Source organism: Arthrobacter monumenti (assembly GCF_054511255.1).
Genome location: NZ_JBTNCY010000007.1, coordinates 55,480 through 72,268, shown reverse-complemented (window position 1 = coordinate 72,268; position 16,789 = coordinate 55,480). Strand labels below are relative to the sequence as shown.

At 64.3% G+C, this 16,789-nt stretch carries 15 protein-coding genes; 9 read left to right on the top strand and 6 right to left on the bottom strand.

Going from position 1 to position 16,789, the window contains the following annotated elements; genetic code table 11:
* The first annotated feature begins 35 nt into the window (after positions 1-35).
* The 9 genes from ACX80B_RS11675 to ACX80B_RS11635 all read left to right on the top strand — a co-directional run bounded on the left by ACX80B_RS11675 (position 36) and on the right by ACX80B_RS11635 (position 10,760).
* Positions 36-953 carry a diacylglycerol kinase family protein gene (locus ACX80B_RS11675; protein WP_459296269.1) on the top strand — a complete coding sequence of 306 codons (918 nt, stop codon included), beginning with the start codon at positions 36-38 and terminating at the stop codon, positions 951-953.
* 39 nt (positions 954-992) lie between these two features.
* Complete coding sequence (locus ACX80B_RS11670; protein ID WP_459296267.1) at positions 993-2,237, top strand: cysteine desulfurase family protein; 1,245 nt, start codon at positions 993-995, stop codon at positions 2,235-2,237.
* A gap of 96 nt (positions 2,238-2,333) precedes the next feature.
* Complete coding sequence (mnmA, locus tag ACX80B_RS11665; protein WP_459296265.1) at positions 2,334-3,515, top strand: tRNA 2-thiouridine(34) synthase MnmA; 1,182 nt, start codon at positions 2,334-2,336, stop codon at positions 3,513-3,515.
* 212 nt (positions 3,516-3,727) lie between these two features.
* A complete protein-coding gene (locus ACX80B_RS11660; protein ID WP_459296263.1) occupies positions 3,728-5,356 on the top strand; it encodes an ABC transporter substrate-binding protein in 1,629 nt (542 codons plus the stop codon).
* 105 nt (positions 5,357-5,461) lie between these two features.
* A complete protein-coding gene (locus ACX80B_RS11655; RefSeq protein WP_459296261.1) occupies positions 5,462-6,547 on the top strand; it encodes an ABC transporter permease in 1,086 nt (361 codons plus the stop codon).
* A gap of 11 nt (positions 6,548-6,558) precedes the next feature.
* Positions 6,559-7,569, top strand: coding sequence for an ABC transporter permease (locus tag ACX80B_RS11650; protein WP_459296259.1), 1,011 nt, complete (start codon positions 6,559-6,561; stop codon positions 7,567-7,569).
* Positions 7,566-9,248: an ABC transporter ATP-binding protein gene (locus ACX80B_RS11645; RefSeq protein ID WP_459296257.1), complete on the top strand. Its 1,683-nt coding sequence runs from the start codon at positions 7,566-7,568 to the stop codon at positions 9,246-9,248. Before ACX80B_RS11650 ends, ACX80B_RS11645 begins: the two co-directional genes overlap by 4 nt.
* A gap of 130 nt (positions 9,249-9,378) precedes the next feature.
* Positions 9,379-9,735 (top strand): chorismate mutase, encoded by a 357-nt coding sequence (locus ACX80B_RS11640; RefSeq protein WP_459296255.1) that lies wholly within the window; start codon positions 9,379-9,381, stop codon positions 9,733-9,735.
* A complete protein-coding gene (locus ACX80B_RS11635) occupies positions 9,732-10,760 on the top strand; it encodes a uroporphyrinogen decarboxylase/cobalamine-independent methonine synthase family protein (RefSeq protein WP_459296253.1) in 1,029 nt (342 codons plus the stop codon). Before ACX80B_RS11640 ends, ACX80B_RS11635 begins: the two co-directional genes overlap by 4 nt.
* Before the next feature lie 11 nt (positions 10,761-10,771).
* Here ACX80B_RS11635 and ACX80B_RS11630 read toward each other — a convergent pair whose 3' ends face one another.
* Genes ACX80B_RS11630 through ACX80B_RS11605 form a run of 6 tightly spaced genes read right to left on the bottom strand, consistent with a single transcriptional unit; the run spans position 10,772 to position 16,781 of the window.
* Positions 10,772-11,446, bottom strand: coding sequence for a DUF4166 domain-containing protein (locus tag ACX80B_RS11630; RefSeq protein WP_459296251.1), 675 nt, complete (start codon positions 11,444-11,446; stop codon positions 10,772-10,774).
* On the bottom strand, positions 11,443-12,456 hold the full coding sequence (locus ACX80B_RS11625) for a phosphotransferase family protein (protein WP_459296249.1): 1,014 nt from the start codon (positions 12,454-12,456) through the stop codon (positions 11,443-11,445). Before ACX80B_RS11625 ends, ACX80B_RS11630 begins: the two co-directional genes overlap by 4 nt.
* Positions 12,457-12,467: 11 nt before the next feature.
* Positions 12,468-13,760 (bottom strand): DUF58 domain-containing protein, encoded by a 1,293-nt coding sequence (locus ACX80B_RS11620; RefSeq protein ID WP_459296247.1) that lies wholly within the window; start codon positions 13,758-13,760, stop codon positions 12,468-12,470.
* Between the two features lie 8 nt (positions 13,761-13,768).
* Positions 13,769-14,824: an AAA family ATPase gene (locus tag ACX80B_RS11615; protein WP_459296245.1), complete on the bottom strand. Its 1,056-nt coding sequence runs from the start codon at positions 14,822-14,824 to the stop codon at positions 13,769-13,771.
* Positions 14,821-16,083 carry a DUF4350 domain-containing protein gene (locus ACX80B_RS11610; protein WP_459296244.1) on the bottom strand — a complete coding sequence of 421 codons (1,263 nt, stop codon included), beginning with the start codon at positions 16,081-16,083 and terminating at the stop codon, positions 14,821-14,823. Before ACX80B_RS11610 ends, ACX80B_RS11615 begins: the two co-directional genes overlap by 4 nt.
* Positions 16,080-16,781 (bottom strand): DUF4129 domain-containing protein, encoded by a 702-nt coding sequence (locus ACX80B_RS11605; protein WP_459296242.1) that lies wholly within the window; start codon positions 16,779-16,781, stop codon positions 16,080-16,082. The genes ACX80B_RS11610 and ACX80B_RS11605 overlap by 4 nt, the downstream gene beginning before the upstream one ends.
* Positions 16,782-16,789 lie beyond the last annotated feature (8 nt).

The following is a 16,789-nucleotide window of genomic DNA, read 5'->3' as shown; positions in this document are numbered from 1 at the left end:
GGTACGCCGGACCGGGCCTGCCATAATCAGGTGCCATGACCAGCGCCCTCCCTCAGCAGCACATCGCCGTCGCGATTAATCCCCGTGCCGCGTTCGGTGCCTCGCATCAGGTGGGGCGACGGGTGCTGGACCGGCTGCGGAGCTCGGGAGTCTCCGTGGCGGCGCTTCAGGAGAAGGACTATCAGTCACTGGAGCGCGCCGTTGCCCGCGAGGTGTCAGCAGGCGTGGACGCCCTCGTGGTGGTGGGCGGCGACGGCATGGTCCATCTCGGGGCTAACGTCCTGGCAGGGAGCAGTATCCCGCTCGGCATCGTCGCATCCGGAACGGGAAATGATGTGGCCCGCACGCTTGGGCTGCCGCGCAAAAACCCGGAAGCCGGCCGTCGAGCACTTGCTGTCTGCGCTGGCTGCTCCGCCGCGCTACCTCGCCGCGAAGTAACTCGAGGTGCCGGCGCAGTGCACCAGGCCGAGATCCCGGTTCTGTCGGCAGGTTTCGACGCGGTCGTCAATGAACGGGCGAACACCTGGTCCTGGCCCAAGGGGCGAAGCCGTTACAACGGCGCAATTCTGCGCGAACTCGCCACTTTCAGGCCGCGCTCCTACTCGGTAACCGTCAATGGCAGGACAAAGGAACTCGCTGCAGTGCTGATTTCGGTGGCCAACGGCCAGTCGATGGGCGGTGGTATGAAGATCGCCCCGGAGGCCAGGTACGACGACGGCGAGCTGGATTTGTTGGTTGTGTCGCCGTTGTCCCGGCTGCGGTTCCTGGCGGTATTTCCGAAGGTGTTTTCCGGCCGCCATGTGGGGCATCCCGCCGTGCGGATCCAGCGGGTTTCCGCCGTGGAGCTGGACGCCCCGGGCATCGTTGCGTATGCGGACGGCGAGCGGATCGGTCCGCTGCCGGTCACGGTGCAGGCAGCACCGGCCGCGCTCCGCATTCTGGCCTGTGGATAAGAATCGGCGGGAAGCGGGTTGAGCCTTTAGAATTGTGGGGTGCCCGTGAAATCAGATCCTGTGTATTTGGATCATGCGGCCACCACGCCACTCGTGGCGGAGGCATTGGCCGTGCTGACCGAAGAATTAAGCCGTAGCGGCAACCCGTCGTCGCTGCACGGCTCAGGTCGTCGTGCCCGCAGGGTCGTCGAAGACTCACGTGAGGCACTCGCTGCGGCAGCCGGTGCCCATCCCTCCGAGGTTATTTTCACCTCGGGTGGTACGGAAGCGGACAATCTCGGCGTCAAAGGGTTGTACTGGGCGCGCAGGGATGCCGACCCCAACCGGACGAAAATCCTGGTTCCGGGCATCGAGCACCATGCCGTCCAGGACACCGTGGAGTGGCTTGAGCGCCATGAAGGGGCCGACGTCGTGTGGCTGCCGGTGGATGCGGCCGGAACCGTTTCGCTCGAGGCGCTGCGCTCGGAGCTGGAGGCTGATGCCGCGCTGGAGCAGCCACGCATTGCCCTGGTCACGGTGATGTGGGCGAACAATGAGGTCGGGACCATCCAGCCCATTGCCGACGTCGTCAAGCTGGCTCACGCGCATGGCGTTCCGGTGCACTCTGATGCGGTGCAGGCGTTCGGTTCCGTTCCGGTGGATTTTGCCGGTTCCGGATTGGATTCGATGGCTGTCAGCGGACACAAGATCGGCGGACCGGTCGGTGTTGGTGCGTTGCTGCTGGGGCGGTCGGTCAAGCTGACTCCGGTGCTCCACGGAGGCGGACAGGAACGCGATGTCCGTTCCGGCACCCTGGATACGGCCGGTATCGCGGCCTTTGCCGCCGCGGGGGCTTCCGCCCTCGAACATTTGCCGCAGGAATCCGCGCGGATCGCAGCGCTGCGGGAGCGCCTGATCGACGGCGTCTCACGGGTGGCGCCTGAAGCACAGCTGCGTGGGCCCGCGGATCCGGAGAACACGGGCAGGAGGCTGCCGGGCAACGCCCATTTCACCTTTCCGGGCTGCGAAGGCGATTCGCTGCTCTTCCTGCTCGACGCCGCGGGAGTCGAATCATCCACCGGCTCGGCTTGTACCGCCGGGGTGCCGCGCCCTTCCCATGTCCTGCTGGCGATGGGCCTGGACGAAGACACAGCCCGGGGAGCGCAGCGTTTCACGCTCGGACACACCTCCACCGAGGCAGACGTGGATGCCTTGCTGACGGCCCTGCCGGAAGCGTATTCCCGGGCCAAACAGGCGGGTATGGCCGGTCATGCCTCCTCAATCCAAACCGCCGGAACCAGATAAGCACCAGGATTTGAACCGGCCGGACGAACGCCAAGCCCGGCCGCGGACGACATACACACAACACGGAACCAGCGCGGTTCCAGGGAGATACATCAAATGCGAGTTTTAGCAGCCATGAGTGGCGGAGTCGATTCCGCCGTCGCCGCAGCGCGGGCAGTCGATGCCGGGCACGACGTCGTCGGTGTCCACCTGGCGCTCTCCCGGATGCCCGGCACCCTGCGGACAGGCAGCCGGGGCTGCTGCACCATCGAGGACTCCCGGGACGCCTGGCGCGCCTGCGACATCCTCGGAATTCCGTACTACGTATGGGACTTCTCCGAGCGGTTCAAGGAGGACGTCGTCGACGATTTCATCGCCGAATATGCAGCCGGCCGCACGCCGAATCCATGCATGCGCTGCAATGAGCGGATCAAGTTTGCGGCCCTGCTGGAGAAGGCGATCGCGCTCGGCTTCGACGCCGTCTGCACCGGCCACTACGCCAAGGTGATCGAGGACGCCGACGGCAACCGGGAGCTGCACCGGGCGGCCGACTGGGCGAAAGACCAGTCCTACGTGCTCGGCGTACTGACCCACGAGCAGCTGCGGCATTCCATGTTCCCACTGGCCGAAACCCCGACGAAGGCCGAGGTCCGGGCCGAGGCGGAGCAGCGCGGACTGTCGGTGGCGAAGAAGCCGGACAGCCACGACATCTGCTTCATTCCCGACGGTGATACCCGCGGCTGGCTGGCCGAGCAGATTGAAATGCGCGACGGCGACGTCGTCGACGAAACCGGCTCCAAGGTCGGTTCCCATGAGGGAGCGAACGCGTTTACCGTCGGCCAGCGCCGTGGGCTGAAGCTGGGCACCCCGGCGTCGGACGGCAAGCCGCGGTTTGTCCTGGAGGTCCGGCCCAAGGAGAACGAAGTCGTGGTCGGCCCCGAGCGGATGTTGAATATCGACCAGATGCGCGGTATCAAAGTTTCCTGGTGCGGACTGCCGCCGGCCGAGGCTGCTGCGCTCGCGGAGGCTGGAACGCGAATGTCGGCGGAATTCGACTGCATGGCCCAGGTCCGCGCCCATGGCGACCCGGTGGACGCCAAGGCGCACGTCGAGCTCACCGGCGATGGCCGCGAGGAGCTGGTTGTCACCCTGATCGAGCCAATGCGGGGAGTCGCACCGGGGCAAACCGTGGTGATCTACCAGGGGACCCGCGTGCTGGGTCAGGCGACCATCGACACTGCGCGCTCACTGGAACGTCCAGACCTCGTCCCGGCCGCGAGCGGGTCGCAGCTCCACTGAGAACAGCGTCGTGAGCTGCCGCAACGGGCCTGCCACCGGGCCGCGCAGACGGTCGATGCGGCCTTCAAGTTTTCGTTACCTAGATTAAATTCCGGTCTCAACTGAGCTCTCACTGGGCCTTTTGGACTTTCTGATGATAGAAACAATGCATCATTAAGTGTGGGCAGTCACATGCGCCCACCTCGATAATCATCGAACAAGAAAGTTCCCAGATGGCTAAGATGAAAAAAGGGCTGCGCTCTGCCGTGGCCGCTGCCGCTCTGAGTGCGCTCGCACTCACTGCGTGCACGGGTCCAGCGACCGAAGGCGGCGGCGAAGAAGCCGCCGGCGAGAAGATCGTTGTGGGCACCACCGACAAGGTGACATCCCTCGACCCGGCCGGCGCTTACGACAATGGTTCCTTCGTCGTGATGACGCAGATCTACCCGTTCCTGCTTAACTCCAAGCCCGGAAGCGCCGACCCTGAACCGAGCATTGCAACTTCCGCCGAATTTACATCGCCAAAGGAATACACGGTCAAGCTGAAGGAAGGCCTGAAATGGGCCAACGGCAACGACCTGACCTCCTCTGACGTGAAGTTCAGCTTCGACCGGATGGTTGGAATTGCCGACGCGAGCGGGCCCTCTGCCCTGCTCGGCAACCTCGAGAGTGTCGACGCGCCGGACCCGACGACCGTGGTGTTCAACCTCAAGGCCGGCAACGACCAGACCTTCCCGGAGGTCTTGACCAGCCCGGCAGGACCGATCGTTGACGAGGAAGTCTTCTCGGCCGATGAGGTCACTTCGGATCAGGAAATCGTGGACGGCAAGGCATTCGCCGGCCAGTACTCCATCGACACGTACAGCAAGAACGAGCTGATCGCCTACAGCGCTTACGAGGGCTACGAGGGACTGCTTGGCGATCCGAAGACGGATAACGTCGAAATGAAGTACTACACCAGCTCGAACAACCTGAAGCTGGATGTCCAGCAGGGCAATATCGACGTCGCCTACCGCAGCCTCTCCTCGACTGACGTCGCGGACCTCGAAGGCGACGACAACGTCAAGGTCCTCAAGGGGCCCGGCGGCGAGCTCCGGTACATCGTCTTCAACTTCAACACGATGCCGTTCGGCGCCGAAACGGAGAACCCGGACGAGGACAAGTCACTGGCAGTCCGCCAGGCCATGGCGCATGCGCTCGACCGTGAGGCAATCGCCGAGCAGGTCTACAAGGGTACTTACGAGCCCGCGTACTCCTACGTTCCGTCCGGTCTGCCCGGCGCCATCGAACCGCTGAAGGAAATGTACGGCGACGGCAGCGGCGGCCCCGACCTGGAGCGTGCCAAGTCCACCCTGGAGGAGGCCGGCATCGATACTCCGGTTTCCATCAACATCCAGTACAACGGTGACCACTACGGCCCGTCCTCGGGTGACGAGTACGCCATGGTCAAGTCGCAGCTGGAGCAGGATGGTCTGTTCAACGTCAACCTGCAGTCCACCGAGTGGGTGCAGTACTCCAAGGACCGCACCAACGATGTCTACCCGATGTACCAGCTGGGATGGTTCCCGGACTATTCGGATGCAGACAACTACCTGAGCCCGTTCTTCGCACCAGGTAACTTCCTCGCCAATCACTACGAGGACGAGGAAGTCGCTTCACTGATTGCTGAACAGCGGACGACGACGGACAAGCAGGAGCGCCTGGACCTCATTGGCGAAATCCAGACAGAGGTTGCGAAGGATCTCTCCACGCTGCCGTTGCTGCAGGGCTCCAGCCTTGCCGTGGCGGGTAAGGACGTCAAGGGCGTACAGGACACCCTGGACGCTTCGTACAAGTTCCGTTTGGGAGTTATCTCCAAGTAGTAAACCGGTCTCGAGTGGGCGGGGCGTGCCAATGGCCGTCCCGCCCACTTACTGCTGTGTTACCGGAGGCCGGAACGACCGGCCTGCATATCAAGCTAGGTAGTTATGACATCAATGATCGACACTCCGGAGGGCGCTACCGCGCAGGAACCGGAGAAGAAGCCCAAGAAACAAGGTCTGGGGCTCGGCAAATACATCCTTATCAGGTTTCTGCTGATCTTCCCCACAATTTTCATTCTCGTAACCATGGTGTTCTTCCTGATGCGGATCACAGGCGATCCCATTACGGCGGCACTGGCGGGCCGGCTTCCACCGGACGCGCTTCAGGCGCGGATTGAAGAGGCCGGTTACGACCGGCCCGTCATCGTCCAGTACTTCGAATACCTGGGCAACATCCTCCGCGGGGACTTTGGAACGACTCTTTCGGATAATACCGAGGTGACGTCGTTGCTGGTCAACTACGGTACGGCGACGCTGGAACTGGCGTTTTACGCACTGATTGTCGCCTTCATCATCGGCATCCCGTTCGGCATGCTCGCCGCCTACAAGCGTGACCGCGGCCCGGACGCCGTTCTGCGTTTCTCCGCCATCCTCTTTTATGCAACGCCCGTCTTCTTCGCGGGGCTGCTGCTGAAGCTCGTTTTCTCGGTTTGGCTTGACTGGCTGCCGGTGGCAGGGCGGACCAATTATCTGGCCGAGCTGGAGGGGCTGCGGGCGCCGACAGGCATTTACCTCCTCGACGCCCTCCGCGCCGGAAACCTCACCATCGCCCTCGACGTGCTCGAGCATGCAATCCTGCCTGCTATTGCGCTGGGTCTGCTGACCGCAGGCGTGTTCCTCCGGCTGGTCCGGACCAACGTGATTGGCACCCTCGGGTCGGACTTCGTCGAAGCGGGCCGTTCCCGCGGAGTCAGCGAATACCGGCTGGTCACCAAGCACGCCTACAAACCGGCGTTGATCCCGATCATTACCGTGATGGGACTGCAGATGGCGCTCCTCGTCGGCGGCGCCGTGCTGACGGAGACCACTTTCGGCTGGCCCGGACTGGGCTTCAAACTGGCCGAGTACCTGACTGCCCGCGACTTTGTTGCGGTGCAGGGAATCGTGATGCTGCTGGCCGTGATCGTCGCCTTTACGAACTTCCTGGTCGACATTATCGCCGCGCTGATTGACCCGAGAGTGAGGTACTGATCATGGCGGGTATGAATAAAGAATCCAAGTGGTCGCGGTTGCCGGTGATTTCCCATCTGCGCAAGAGCGTCGGACTGCAGCGGACGATGCTGGTCATCGGTCTCGTGCTCTCAGGGATCTTCGTCTTGACAGCAATCTTTGCCCCATTGATTGCTCCTTATGGGTTTGCCCAGTCCTCGGACGAGTCTGGCAGGTTCGGGGCCCAGATGCCGCCGTCGCCCGATCATCTCTGGGGCACGACGGTTGGCGGTTACGACGTCTTTTCCCGGGTGATTTGGGGAGCTCCGACGGCGGCACTGGTGATCGTTGTCGCCGTCGTCCTCTCGATTTTCGCCGGCATCATCCTGGGTTTGATCTCCGGCTACCTCGGTGGCTGGATCGACCGGGTGCTGGTGGTGGTGGCGGATGCGATCTATGCGTTCCCCGCACTGCTGCTGGCCATTGTGATGTCCATTGTCATCAGCGGCGGACAGTCCAACCTGTTCGGCGGCATCATGGCGGCGGGTATCGCCCTGACCGTGGTGTTCGTTCCGCAGTACTTCCGCGTGACCAGGGCCGAAACACTCCGGCTTAAGGCCGAGCCCTTCGTCGAGTCGGCCAAGGTTGTAGGCGCATCGAATATCCGGATCATGAGCCGGCACGTCTTCCGCAACGCGACCAGGACGCTGCCATTGATCTTCACGTTGAATGCGTCGGAAGCCATCCTGACCCTCGCGGGGCTGGGCTTCCTCGGCTTCGGTATTGAACCGACGTCCGCCGCCGAGTGGGGCTATGACCTGAACCGGGCATTGGCCGACGCATCGAGCGGCATCTGGTGGACCGGATTGTTCCCCGGTCTCGCCATTGTGCTGACCGTTCTCGGGCTGACGTTGGTAGGAGAAAGTATGAACGACCTGAATGACCCGAGGCTGCGCGGCCGCAAACGGGCCGGCAAGACCCGGACGCAGGAGGGCAGGACCACGGTCGAGACGGTGCCCACCGCCGCCGACATTGATGGAACCGGAGTGGAGGCAACGAAATGACGCAGATTGCAACTCCCTCAAACCTGGGAAACCCCGTACTGTCCATCGACCATCTGAAGGTAACCTTCGCCACTGATGGTGGCGATGTGCCGGCAGTCAAGGACGTCAGTCTCGATGTTGGTTCCGGCGAGGTCGTCGCCATCGTGGGCGAATCGGGTTCGGGCAAGACCGTTACGGCCAAAACCATCCTGGGACTGCTGCCCGAAACGGCGGTCAGTTCCGGGGCGGTCGTACTCAATGGCAACGACGTCATCTCCGTTTCGGCGCAGAAAATGCGGCAGATCCGGGGCAAGGACGTGGCGATGGTCTTCCAGGAGCCGTCGACAGCGCTGAACCCGGTGTTTACGGTCGGCTGGCAGATCTCCGAGGGCATCCGAGCGCACGGAAAGGTCTCGAAGAAGGAAGCCCGCGCCAGGGCCATCGAGGCACTGACCAAGGTCGGAATTCCCGATCCCGAGCACCGGGTGGACTACTATCCGCACCAGTTCTCCGGTGGGCAGAAGCAGCGTGTGGTGATTGCCGCCGCGTTGGCGCTGAATCCCGGACTGATCGTCGCCGACGAACCGTCGACCGCCCTGGACGTCACGGTGCAGGCCGAAATCCTGCAGCTGCTGCGCGACCTGCGGGACCAATACGGCGTCTCCATTGTGCTGATCACGCACAATATGGGTGTCGTCGCGGACCTGGCGGACCGCGTCGTCGTGATGTACCAAGGCGATGTCGTCGAAGAAGCAGATGCCACGGCGCTGTTTGCCAACCCGCAGCAGGACTACACGAAGAAGCTGCTGGCCGCCGTGCCACACCTGGGCAGGAATTCGGCGTCGGCAGGGTTCGCGGCGAGCCCGCCGAAGTTCGGTGAGGTGCTGGTCCAGGCGAAGAACCTGGAGATCGAATATCCCGGCCGCCTTGGCCAGCCAGCCTTCAAAGCGGTGGACCGGGTCAGTTTCCAGATCTCCGCCGGCGAAGTCTATGGCCTGGTGGGGGAGTCCGGTTCGGGCAAGACCACCATCGGCCGCTGCATCGCCGGGCTCAACCGCGCCACCGGTGGAAGCCTGAAGGTCTTCGACTACGAAATGGTCGGGTTCAAGGAACGGACTTTCAAACCGCTGCGCAAGGACATCGGGTTTGTTTTCCAGGACCCGGCCGCGTCCTTCAACCCGCATCTGACGATCGGTGAGTGTGTGGCCGAACCGGTCGCGATCCATGAGAAGCGCTCGGCCCGGGATATCCGCAAACGCGTCCTGGAGTTGATGGATGCCGTCCAGCTGCCGGCGCACTTTATCGACAGGTATCCGCATGAGCTCTCGGGCGGGCAGCGTCAGCGTGCCAGCCTGGCCCGCGCGCTGTCGTTGAATCCGAAGCTGCTGGTGGCCGACGAACCGACCAGCGCCCTGGATGTCTCCGTGCAGGCGAAGGTGCTTGAACTGTTCAAGGAAATCCAGGCCGAGTTCGGTTTTGCGGCCCTGTTCATCAGCCATGACCTTGCCGTCGTCGACATGCTGGCACACCGTGTAGGCGTGCTGCTGCGGGGCGAGTTCGTGGAGGAGGGGATCGGAAACCAGATCATGAGCGATCCCCGGCATCCGTACACCCAGCGGCTGGTCGCTTCGCTGCCGGTGCCGGACCCTGCGCTGCAGGCCGAACGGCGCGAGGCGCACCGGGCCATGTTCAGCAGTTAACCAAAGCACGCCGACGCCGGTCATCACCTGGGTGAGAGCCCGCCGGGTTACACCTGCCGGCGGAAGACTTTGAGGCCGGGATCCGCGACATATTTGCCGCGGGTCCCGGCCCATCTGCTTAACTGGAGGGATGACTCATCCCAGCCGCGGCTATGATCCGGAGGCCAGCTCGTTGGCCGGAGAAGTTGACCCCAACGTGATGGCGGAACTGCTGGCCGTCCGGGGCAGTATCGACAACATCGATGCGACCCTGGTCTACCTGCTTGCGGAGCGGTTTAAGGCCACTCAACGGGTCGGCGTCCTCAAGGCCGAACACAAACTTCCACCGGCGGATCCGGACCGGGAAGCAGCACAAATCTCGCGACTGCGGGCCCTGGCCGAGGAGGCGCAACTCGATCCTGCGTTTGCGGAGAAGTTCCTGAACTTCATCATCTCGGAGGTCATCCGCCACCATCAGGCTATTTCCGCCTCCGGCAACGGCGAATGAGCCAGGCGGGCCAACTCACAGCCACGGCGCTGGGCTCCTGGCCCGGTACCGATCCGGCCGAAGCGATGCGGGTGATACGAGGTGAGCTCGGTTCGCCGCATTTGCCCTTCCTGCCGCAACTGCCGGACCGCGGCGTTGGCGCGGACGCCGTCGGACGCACCGCGGCCCTGCTGGTCGAGCTCCCTGTGGATGTGCAGCCGCACGGCTGGCGGCTGGTTCCCCGGCGTGGTCAGGACCACCGCCGGGCGGTTTCGATGCTTAATACGGATGTCAACACCTTGGCCGACATCATCGGGGCGGAGGAGACCGCCGGGGGCCAGCTGAAGCTGCAGCTCCGGGGACCATGGTCGATGGCGGCAAACCTGCATCTTCATCATGGTGAGCGGGCATTGTCCGACGCCGGTGCGCGGCGTGAGATCCTCGAGTCACTGACTGCCGGGCTGGTGGCGCATATTGGCAAGGTGGCCGAAGTGTCCCGCGGGGCGGATCTCGTGATCCAGTTTGATGAGCCGGAGATCGAGCGCGTGCTCACTGGCGGGATTCCCACCGCCAGCGGTTATCGCACCCTTCGGTCGGTGCCCGAGCAGGAAGTTCTTTCCGGTTGGCGCTCCATTGCCGGGGCCGCCCGGGATGCCGGCGCGGTTGAAGTGGCTGTCTCCGCTCCGGCGGCCGGACTGCCGTTGGAAAAGCTGGATGAAGCCGGCCTTGACGCGGTTGGCCTCTCCCTGGACGCTCTTTCTCCACGTCAGTGGGAGGACATCGCTGCCGCCGTCGAATCGGGCCGCAAGCTCTGGGCAGGGGTAACGGCGACGCCCGACGGCGGTGGGACTCTGCCGGAGGTCAGTGCCCTGGTCGAGGAGGTACTGACTCCCTGGGGCCGGGTGGGGCTGCCTCTGCACCAGCTGCAGCAGGTGCGGCTGACGCCGTCGTCCGCTTTGTCCCGCTGTGCACCGAGGGACGCCAAGCGGACCCTGACCCGGCTGACCCAGGCAGCAGATGCGCTGAATCAAACCGCGGCCGGATAGCCGGTCGGCGTTCAGGCCCGGCTCTCCCAGCGCACCGGACGTGCCCGTCCCGGCAACGCTGCTTCGGCCGGCACAAGGGTGTAATCGAAGCTGCCGGCGTAGACGAAGACGGCGCCGGCCTGAGGCTGGATCACTTTCGTCTGCACCTGGAACCTGCCTGTTTCGTCGTCCCACCACTGCTCGGTGTATGCCTTCGCATCGAGAAAGGCAGGCAACGCAACCCGCAGCGGCCCGGCCAGGATCCGGGTCGCGGAAGATTCGATACGCAAATGCCCGGCGGCGGTCACGCCGAGGCTCATAGCAGTGGCCAGGCGGCGGTTCCGGCCGACGTAGTCGAGCAGCCCGTGCTGCCGGTCAAAGACCGTTGAGTCTTCGAAGACGCGGCTCCGGCTGCCGAAATCCACTGTGCGGAGCGCGGTCAACGTCTGCCGGCCGAAGGGATCAAGGTGCGCATGGTTCTCAATCGTGAACGGCACACCGCGGCCGAATTCGGGAAAGAAGGTGTTCTCCGCGGCTGCCGGAGCCAGCGCCGGACGAAGCCAGGGCATGGGGCATCCGACGACGTCGAACACGCCGGTGCCCAACCCATAACTGCCGCTGCCAACGGCCAGCGAGAAATAGTCCCGCAGTTGAGGCTGGAGTTTGCTGTAGCTGGATCCGAGAACCTGCTGGTAGACCGACCTCATAACCGCCAACCACGCCGTTCGGCCAGCCACTCGAGGACCAGGCTGGCGGTGTACCGCCCGTGCGGCCTGAGCTGCGGGCTGGTGGGCATATCCGGTTTGGAGCCCTGATGGATCATGTAGGCGCCCAGGATGGCGAGCCATGAGTCGACACGGTCAGGGTCGGCGCCAGCGGACAGCGGTGAGCGCTGCAGCCAGGATCCGGCGTCGATACCATGCGGCCGGAGGTAGAGCAGCAGTCCGACCCAATCTGCCCACTCCGGGCCGGTGGAGAGGAAGTTCCAGTCGCAGAAGAGCGCCTCCGGGCCAGGCTTGCGGATGATGATGTTGTCTGCCCGCAGATCGTTGTGCAGCACCGCGTCTCCAGCCAGGGCCTCCGAACTGAAATCGCTCAGCTCCTGCAACTCGCCCAGCTGGGCAGGACTCAACCGGGGGATGAACGACGGCGCCGTGCCCGACCGCTCCAGCGCGGCGAAGACACCGCTAATGGAAGTGTCCTCCCCGAACGCCTCCGCCATGGAACCGCCGGTGAATTCGGGTGGAAGCCCGGCCAAGCCAGACTGGACGGTGACCAGGCTCTGATGGACCGCGTCCAGATCGGCCTCAGTCCAGGGAGCGCCGGGCATGTAGCCGTGGACCGCTTCGAAACACATCACCTGCCAGGTATCCGGACCTGGATCTTCCATCCGACGGCCTTCGACCTGGCCGGCACCTACCTCGACACTCTCCGCGGCGATAAGCCGGGGGACCGGCAACCCTTCGGGGAGCACGTCCAGTACGGCGGCCTCGCGCAGATAGGCGGGATAGATGAAAGCATCCGACGCCGGTGCCGCCTTGGCGAAAATACTCCGGTCCGACCCACTGAGGACGGCGGCAAAACCGTGGGTAAACCCGCCGCCTGCCAGTGCGACGTCTTCCACCGGGACGCCGAGCTCCCCGGTGAGGCGCCGGCGGACCTCGGCGGGCAGGTGCGCCCAAGGCATCCGCTGGGCGGTTTTCGCATAGTCGAACATGCTCACCGACACTACAGCCGTCCGGTCGCTTTGAGCCGGATGTAGCGGTCGGCCAGCGCGGAGGGAAGTTCGTGCGGCTCCGCATCCACCACTTCCGCACCCAACTGCTTAAGCTGCTCTGTGATCGCGTCGCGGTCGAGAATCGCCCGTTCAGCCGCCGCGGCACGGTAAGTCTCTGCCGCCGTCGTCCGTTCTTCCCGCATCCGGCTCAACAGCGGATCACTGACCGACGCCACCACGACGGTGTGTTTGGTGGTCAGGTGGCTCATGACAGGGAGCAGTCCTTCTTCGGCGGCGCCGGAGTCGAGGGAGGTCAGCAGCACGACCAGCGAGCGGTGCGGGGAAATGGCGTTGATCTGTGAGGGGATCTGGGACCAGTCGGCTTCGATCAGCTCGGCATCAAGCGGCGCCATGGCCTGCACGAGATGGTGCAGCAGGACGCCTTTGGACGCTGATTCGACCCTGGCCCGGACACGCCTGTCGTAGGCGAGGAAATCGACGCGGTCGCCGCCGCGTTCAGCGAGTACCGCCAGCAGCAGCGCCGCTTCTATGCCGGTGTCCAGCCGTGGCTCATCCTCGATCCGCGCAGCTGAAGCACGCGAGGTGTCCAGCACGATTACCACCCGCCGGTCGCGTTCGGGGCGCCAGGTGCGGACGACGACGGCCTGCCGCCGGGCGGTGGCACGCCAGTCGATGGAGCGGACATCGTCACCGCGGACATAGTCCCGCAGCGAATCGAACTCGGTTCCCGCACCGCGGATCTGGACGGCGGCACGGCCGTCCAGCTCACGGAGGCGGCGCAGCTTGGATGGAAGGTGGCGTTTGGAATGGAATGGCGGCAGCACCCGCAGCCGTCCCGGTGCGGGAACGGTCAACTGGCGTGCGGCCAGGCCAAGTGGACCATAGGTTCTAACCGTCACATGTTTCGCGGCGAGATCGCCCCTGCGCTCAGGATGCAGCGAAACGTCCATCCGCCGTCGTTCTCCCGGGGGAATGTCCAGGACCTGGCTGGGATTCCGTGCCCCGGCGGAGGGTTGCCAGCCGTCACGGACAAGGCCGCGCAGGCGGCGGGTACCGTGATTGGCCACGGTCAGCGTGCTGACGCAGTTTTCACTCAGCCGGACGCTGTCCGGCAATTGGCGGGTCAGACCCACCTTCCGCACGGATGCGGCGAAGGCCATGTCGCCGCCGGCCAGCAGGATCAGCAGCCCGATCCAGGCCAAAATCGTCAACCAGTGCGGAAACAACACCACTGTGGGCACGCCCAGCAGCGCCACGAGCACCAGCCGTCCGGTAATCGCCATGTTTGGTCCTAGCGGGGAACGGGAACGGTGGCCAAAATGCTCCCCAGAACGTCATCGACGTCGACTCCGTCCATCTGCGCTTCCGGACGCAGCGCCACACGGTGGCGGAGGGCCGGCATGGTCAGCACCTTCACGTCGTCGGGAGTGACATAGCCGCGTCCGGACAGCCACGCCCACGCCCGTGCGGTTTTCAACAGCGCCGTAGCGCCACGCGGGGAAACACCAAGCTGGAACGACGGCGCCGCCCGGGTGGCCCGGACGATGTCCACGATGTAGCCGAGCACCTCGGGAGAAATAGTGACGGCGGCGACGGCGGCACGGGCGTTTTCGAGGTCCTCGGCGGAAGCCACCGGCCGCACGCCCGCAGCCGTGAGGTCACGGGGGTCAAACCCGACGCTGTGCCGGCGGACCACCTCGATCTCGTCCTCGCGTCCGGGCAGCGGCATCGTCAGCTTCAGCAGGAACCGGTCCAGCTGCGCCTCCGGAAGGGGGTAGGTGCCTTCATATTCCACCGGGTTCTGGGTTGCGGCGACGATGAACGGGGACGGCAGCTGGCGGGACACGCCGTCGACCGAAATCTGGTGCTCCTCCATGGCCTCCAGCAGCGACGCCTGGGTTTTGGGCGGCGTGCGGTTGATTTCGTCCGCGAGCAGGATGTTGGTGAAGACGGGACCTTCCCGGAAGGAGAACTCGGAGGTATGCGTGTCATAAACGAGCGATCCGGTGACGTCGCCGGGCATCAGGTCCGGCGTGAACTGCACCCGCTTGGTATCCAGGCTCAGGGCCGCGGACAAAGTGCGCACGAGCAGGGTCTTTGCCACGCCGGGGACACCTTCGAGCAGCACATGGCCGCGTGTCAGCAGGGCAATCAGCAGTCCAGTCACCGTTGGTTCCTGCCCGACGACGGCCTTGGCGACTTCGGCGCGCACATCCAGCAGCGCATTCCGCACCGGGTCGTTGTCCGGCTGCTGTGACGGCGCCCCATCACCCGCCGGTCCGGTTTCCTGGGCAGGCGGGTACTGCTGGGCGGGGTATTGCTGAGCGTCGGGATGCTGCGCACTCATCTGGCTGTTACCTCTTTCTCTAACGTTTCCAATTCCTGTGCCCAGTGAAGCAGGCCGGCATCGCTGTCCGGCTGTTCCCGCAGCAAAATCCTGCCGACGTCGGACTCCGGCAGCGTACTCGCTTCCGAAGCGGCCCGCGCAACGGCTTCCGCGTCTGCTCCGGAGCCCAGCCTGAAATGGGTGGCAAGGCGGGTCAGTGTTCCTGCCCTGAGATTGTCAGCGGCGCGGCGGAACGCCCGTGAATCCTGGTATAACCTTGCCCTGCCCTCGGCGGTTTCCGCGGCCTTGGCGGTGACCGGCAGTGGCTCGACGACGAGTGGACCGGTCCGGCGTGACTTCCAGATGATTCCCAGTAGCGCCACGATGAACAGCCACACCATCGTCAAGTTCACCCAGGGCGGAACCAACTCGCCGACGGAGGGAGCGGCGTCGTCGAAAGCGATGTCGGTCAGGGACGGTTGGTACCAGATCAGCGTCGGGTTCGCGCCCAGTGTCCGCAGTGTCAGGGCAGCGTTGCCATATTGAGGCAGTGCGGCGTTGCTCATGATGGCCGGATTGCCGATCACGGTCACCCTGCCGTCCTCCGACTGCACATAAGACGCAGATGCTCCGGCCTGTTCATTCTGGACGAAATAGCACATCTGCCCGCCGCGGTAGGCCGACCCACCACGGCTGATGGGGCCAGCGGCCTCAGGGGCACCGAGGGAGCACCGGGGCTTCAACGTAGCGGGCGAATCCCCGTCCTCCGGCGTCGGGACGACCCCCGCTGAGTTGATTTCGGGAGCGAAACTCTCCAGTGCCGGAAGGGGCGGCTCCACCAGCACGACCGTCGCTTGCGTTTCCGAGAGCCGTGCGAGTTGCTTGTCCATCAAGAGCTGGAGCCGGTCATGGATCAGCAGGGTGGTCTCCCCTGGAATGGGTCCACGCAAGGCATCGATCGTTCCGGACAGCGTCTCCGTCGGTATTACCTCGACACCCTGCTCTTCCAGGATTTGCGCCGCGGCCATAGCTCCATTGGGCGCCGGATTACCGGGGGAGAGGACTCCCCGGTCGCTGCCACCTGAGGAAAGAATAAAGCTCACCACCAGCACGACGACGGTCGCCGCAACGATGAGGATCCAGAACTTCCATTTGCGGAACAGCGCAGCCAAGGTCTGTCCAGTGCTTCCGCCGGCGGTGAACTCGGATGGAGCAGTTGCTGCCTGTGGAGGACCAGTCTTTTCATCGCCGCCGCGCTCGCGGACGTCGATCCCGCTCATCGTGGGGCCACGGTTTCAGCCGCGGCACCGAGGTATACCGGGCGGGTCTCCAGCAGTTGTGAGTCCAGCCGCACCAGGCCTTCGAAAAGTGCCTGATCTGCCGGATTGTTGCCATAGCGGACGCCATTGAAAGTTGAACCGGCATCGCGCAACTGGGGTGCCAAGGACGGAAACGCCGTGCATAGCCGTGACGCTACTTCCTCGGCAGTGCGGCCCGGTTGCGGGTCAATGACCGCCCGCTCTTCGGCGGCTCTGACGATGGCGCGGAACTGCTCAGCGACCGCGGCACTGAAGGCGTCCTTTCCGGCAGCTGCCCGTGCCGCACTGCGGTGCTGCTCGGACGTCAACTGTGTTTCGGCGTCGAACACCTCACCATCCTTTGCCTTGGCGGGGTTCAGGCGGGGCTTGATGATCCAGATGGCCAAGCCGATCAGCACCCCCACAGCGACCACGATAACGGCGATCCCGAGGTTGGCATTGACTCCCTCCAGTCCTTCGAAGAAAGTCCCAAGCCAGTCGATGACGGCGGCCACGATCCGGTCAAAAAGTGAGGGCTTGGCCTCCTGATAGACCGTTTTGGCCAACTCGTCCAGAGCCAGCTGGCGGGCTTCCTCGCCGTCGGGCAGCACCGGAACGTCCAGGGGCATGTTGACGGATCCAGGCTTTCCAGCCATGGCAAGTGCGGCGGAATGCTCCATGTCGGAAG

Bases quoted from the DNA above. Each gene is read 5' to 3' on its own strand.
- ACX80B_RS11675 (WP_459296269.1), top strand. From the start codon at position 36: ATGACCAGCGCCCTCCCTCAGCAGCACATCGCCGTCGCGATTAATCCC.
- mnmA (WP_459296265.1), top strand. From the start codon at position 2,334: ATGCGAGTTTTAGCAGCCATGAGTGGCGGAGTCGATTCCGCCGTCGCC.
- ACX80B_RS11660 (WP_459296263.1), top strand. From the start codon at position 3,728: ATGGCTAAGATGAAAAAAGGGCTGCGCTCTGCCGTGGCCGCTGCCGCT.
- ACX80B_RS11655 (WP_459296261.1), top strand. From the start codon at position 5,462: ATGACATCAATGATCGACACTCCGGAGGGCGCTACCGCGCAGGAACCG.
- ACX80B_RS11650 (WP_459296259.1), top strand. From the start codon at position 6,559: ATGAATAAAGAATCCAAGTGGTCGCGGTTGCCGGTGATTTCCCATCTG.
- ACX80B_RS11645 (WP_459296257.1), top strand. From the start codon at position 7,566: ATGACGCAGATTGCAACTCCCTCAAACCTGGGAAACCCCGTACTGTCC.
- ACX80B_RS11640 (WP_459296255.1), top strand. From the start codon at position 9,379: ATGACTCATCCCAGCCGCGGCTATGATCCGGAGGCCAGCTCGTTGGCC.
- ACX80B_RS11635 (WP_459296253.1), top strand. From the start codon at position 9,732: ATGAGCCAGGCGGGCCAACTCACAGCCACGGCGCTGGGCTCCTGGCCC.
- ACX80B_RS11630 (WP_459296251.1), bottom strand. From the start codon at position 11,446: ATGAGGTCGGTCTACCAGCAGGTTCTCGGATCCAGCTACAGCAAACTC.
- ACX80B_RS11625 (WP_459296249.1), bottom strand. From the start codon at position 12,456: ATGTTCGACTATGCGAAAACCGCCCAGCGGATGCCTTGGGCGCACCTG.
- ACX80B_RS11620 (WP_459296247.1), bottom strand. From the start codon at position 13,760: ATGGCGATTACCGGACGGCTGGTGCTCGTGGCGCTGCTGGGCGTGCCC.
- ACX80B_RS11615 (WP_459296245.1), bottom strand. From the start codon at position 14,824: ATGAGTGCGCAGCATCCCGACGCTCAGCAATACCCCGCCCAGCAGTAC.
- ACX80B_RS11610 (WP_459296244.1), bottom strand. From the start codon at position 16,083: ATGAGCGGGATCGACGTCCGCGAGCGCGGCGGCGATGAAAAGACTGGT.
- ACX80B_RS11605 (WP_459296242.1), bottom strand. From the start codon at position 16,781: ATGGAGCATTCCGCCGCACTTGCCATGGCTGGAAAGCCTGGATCCGTC.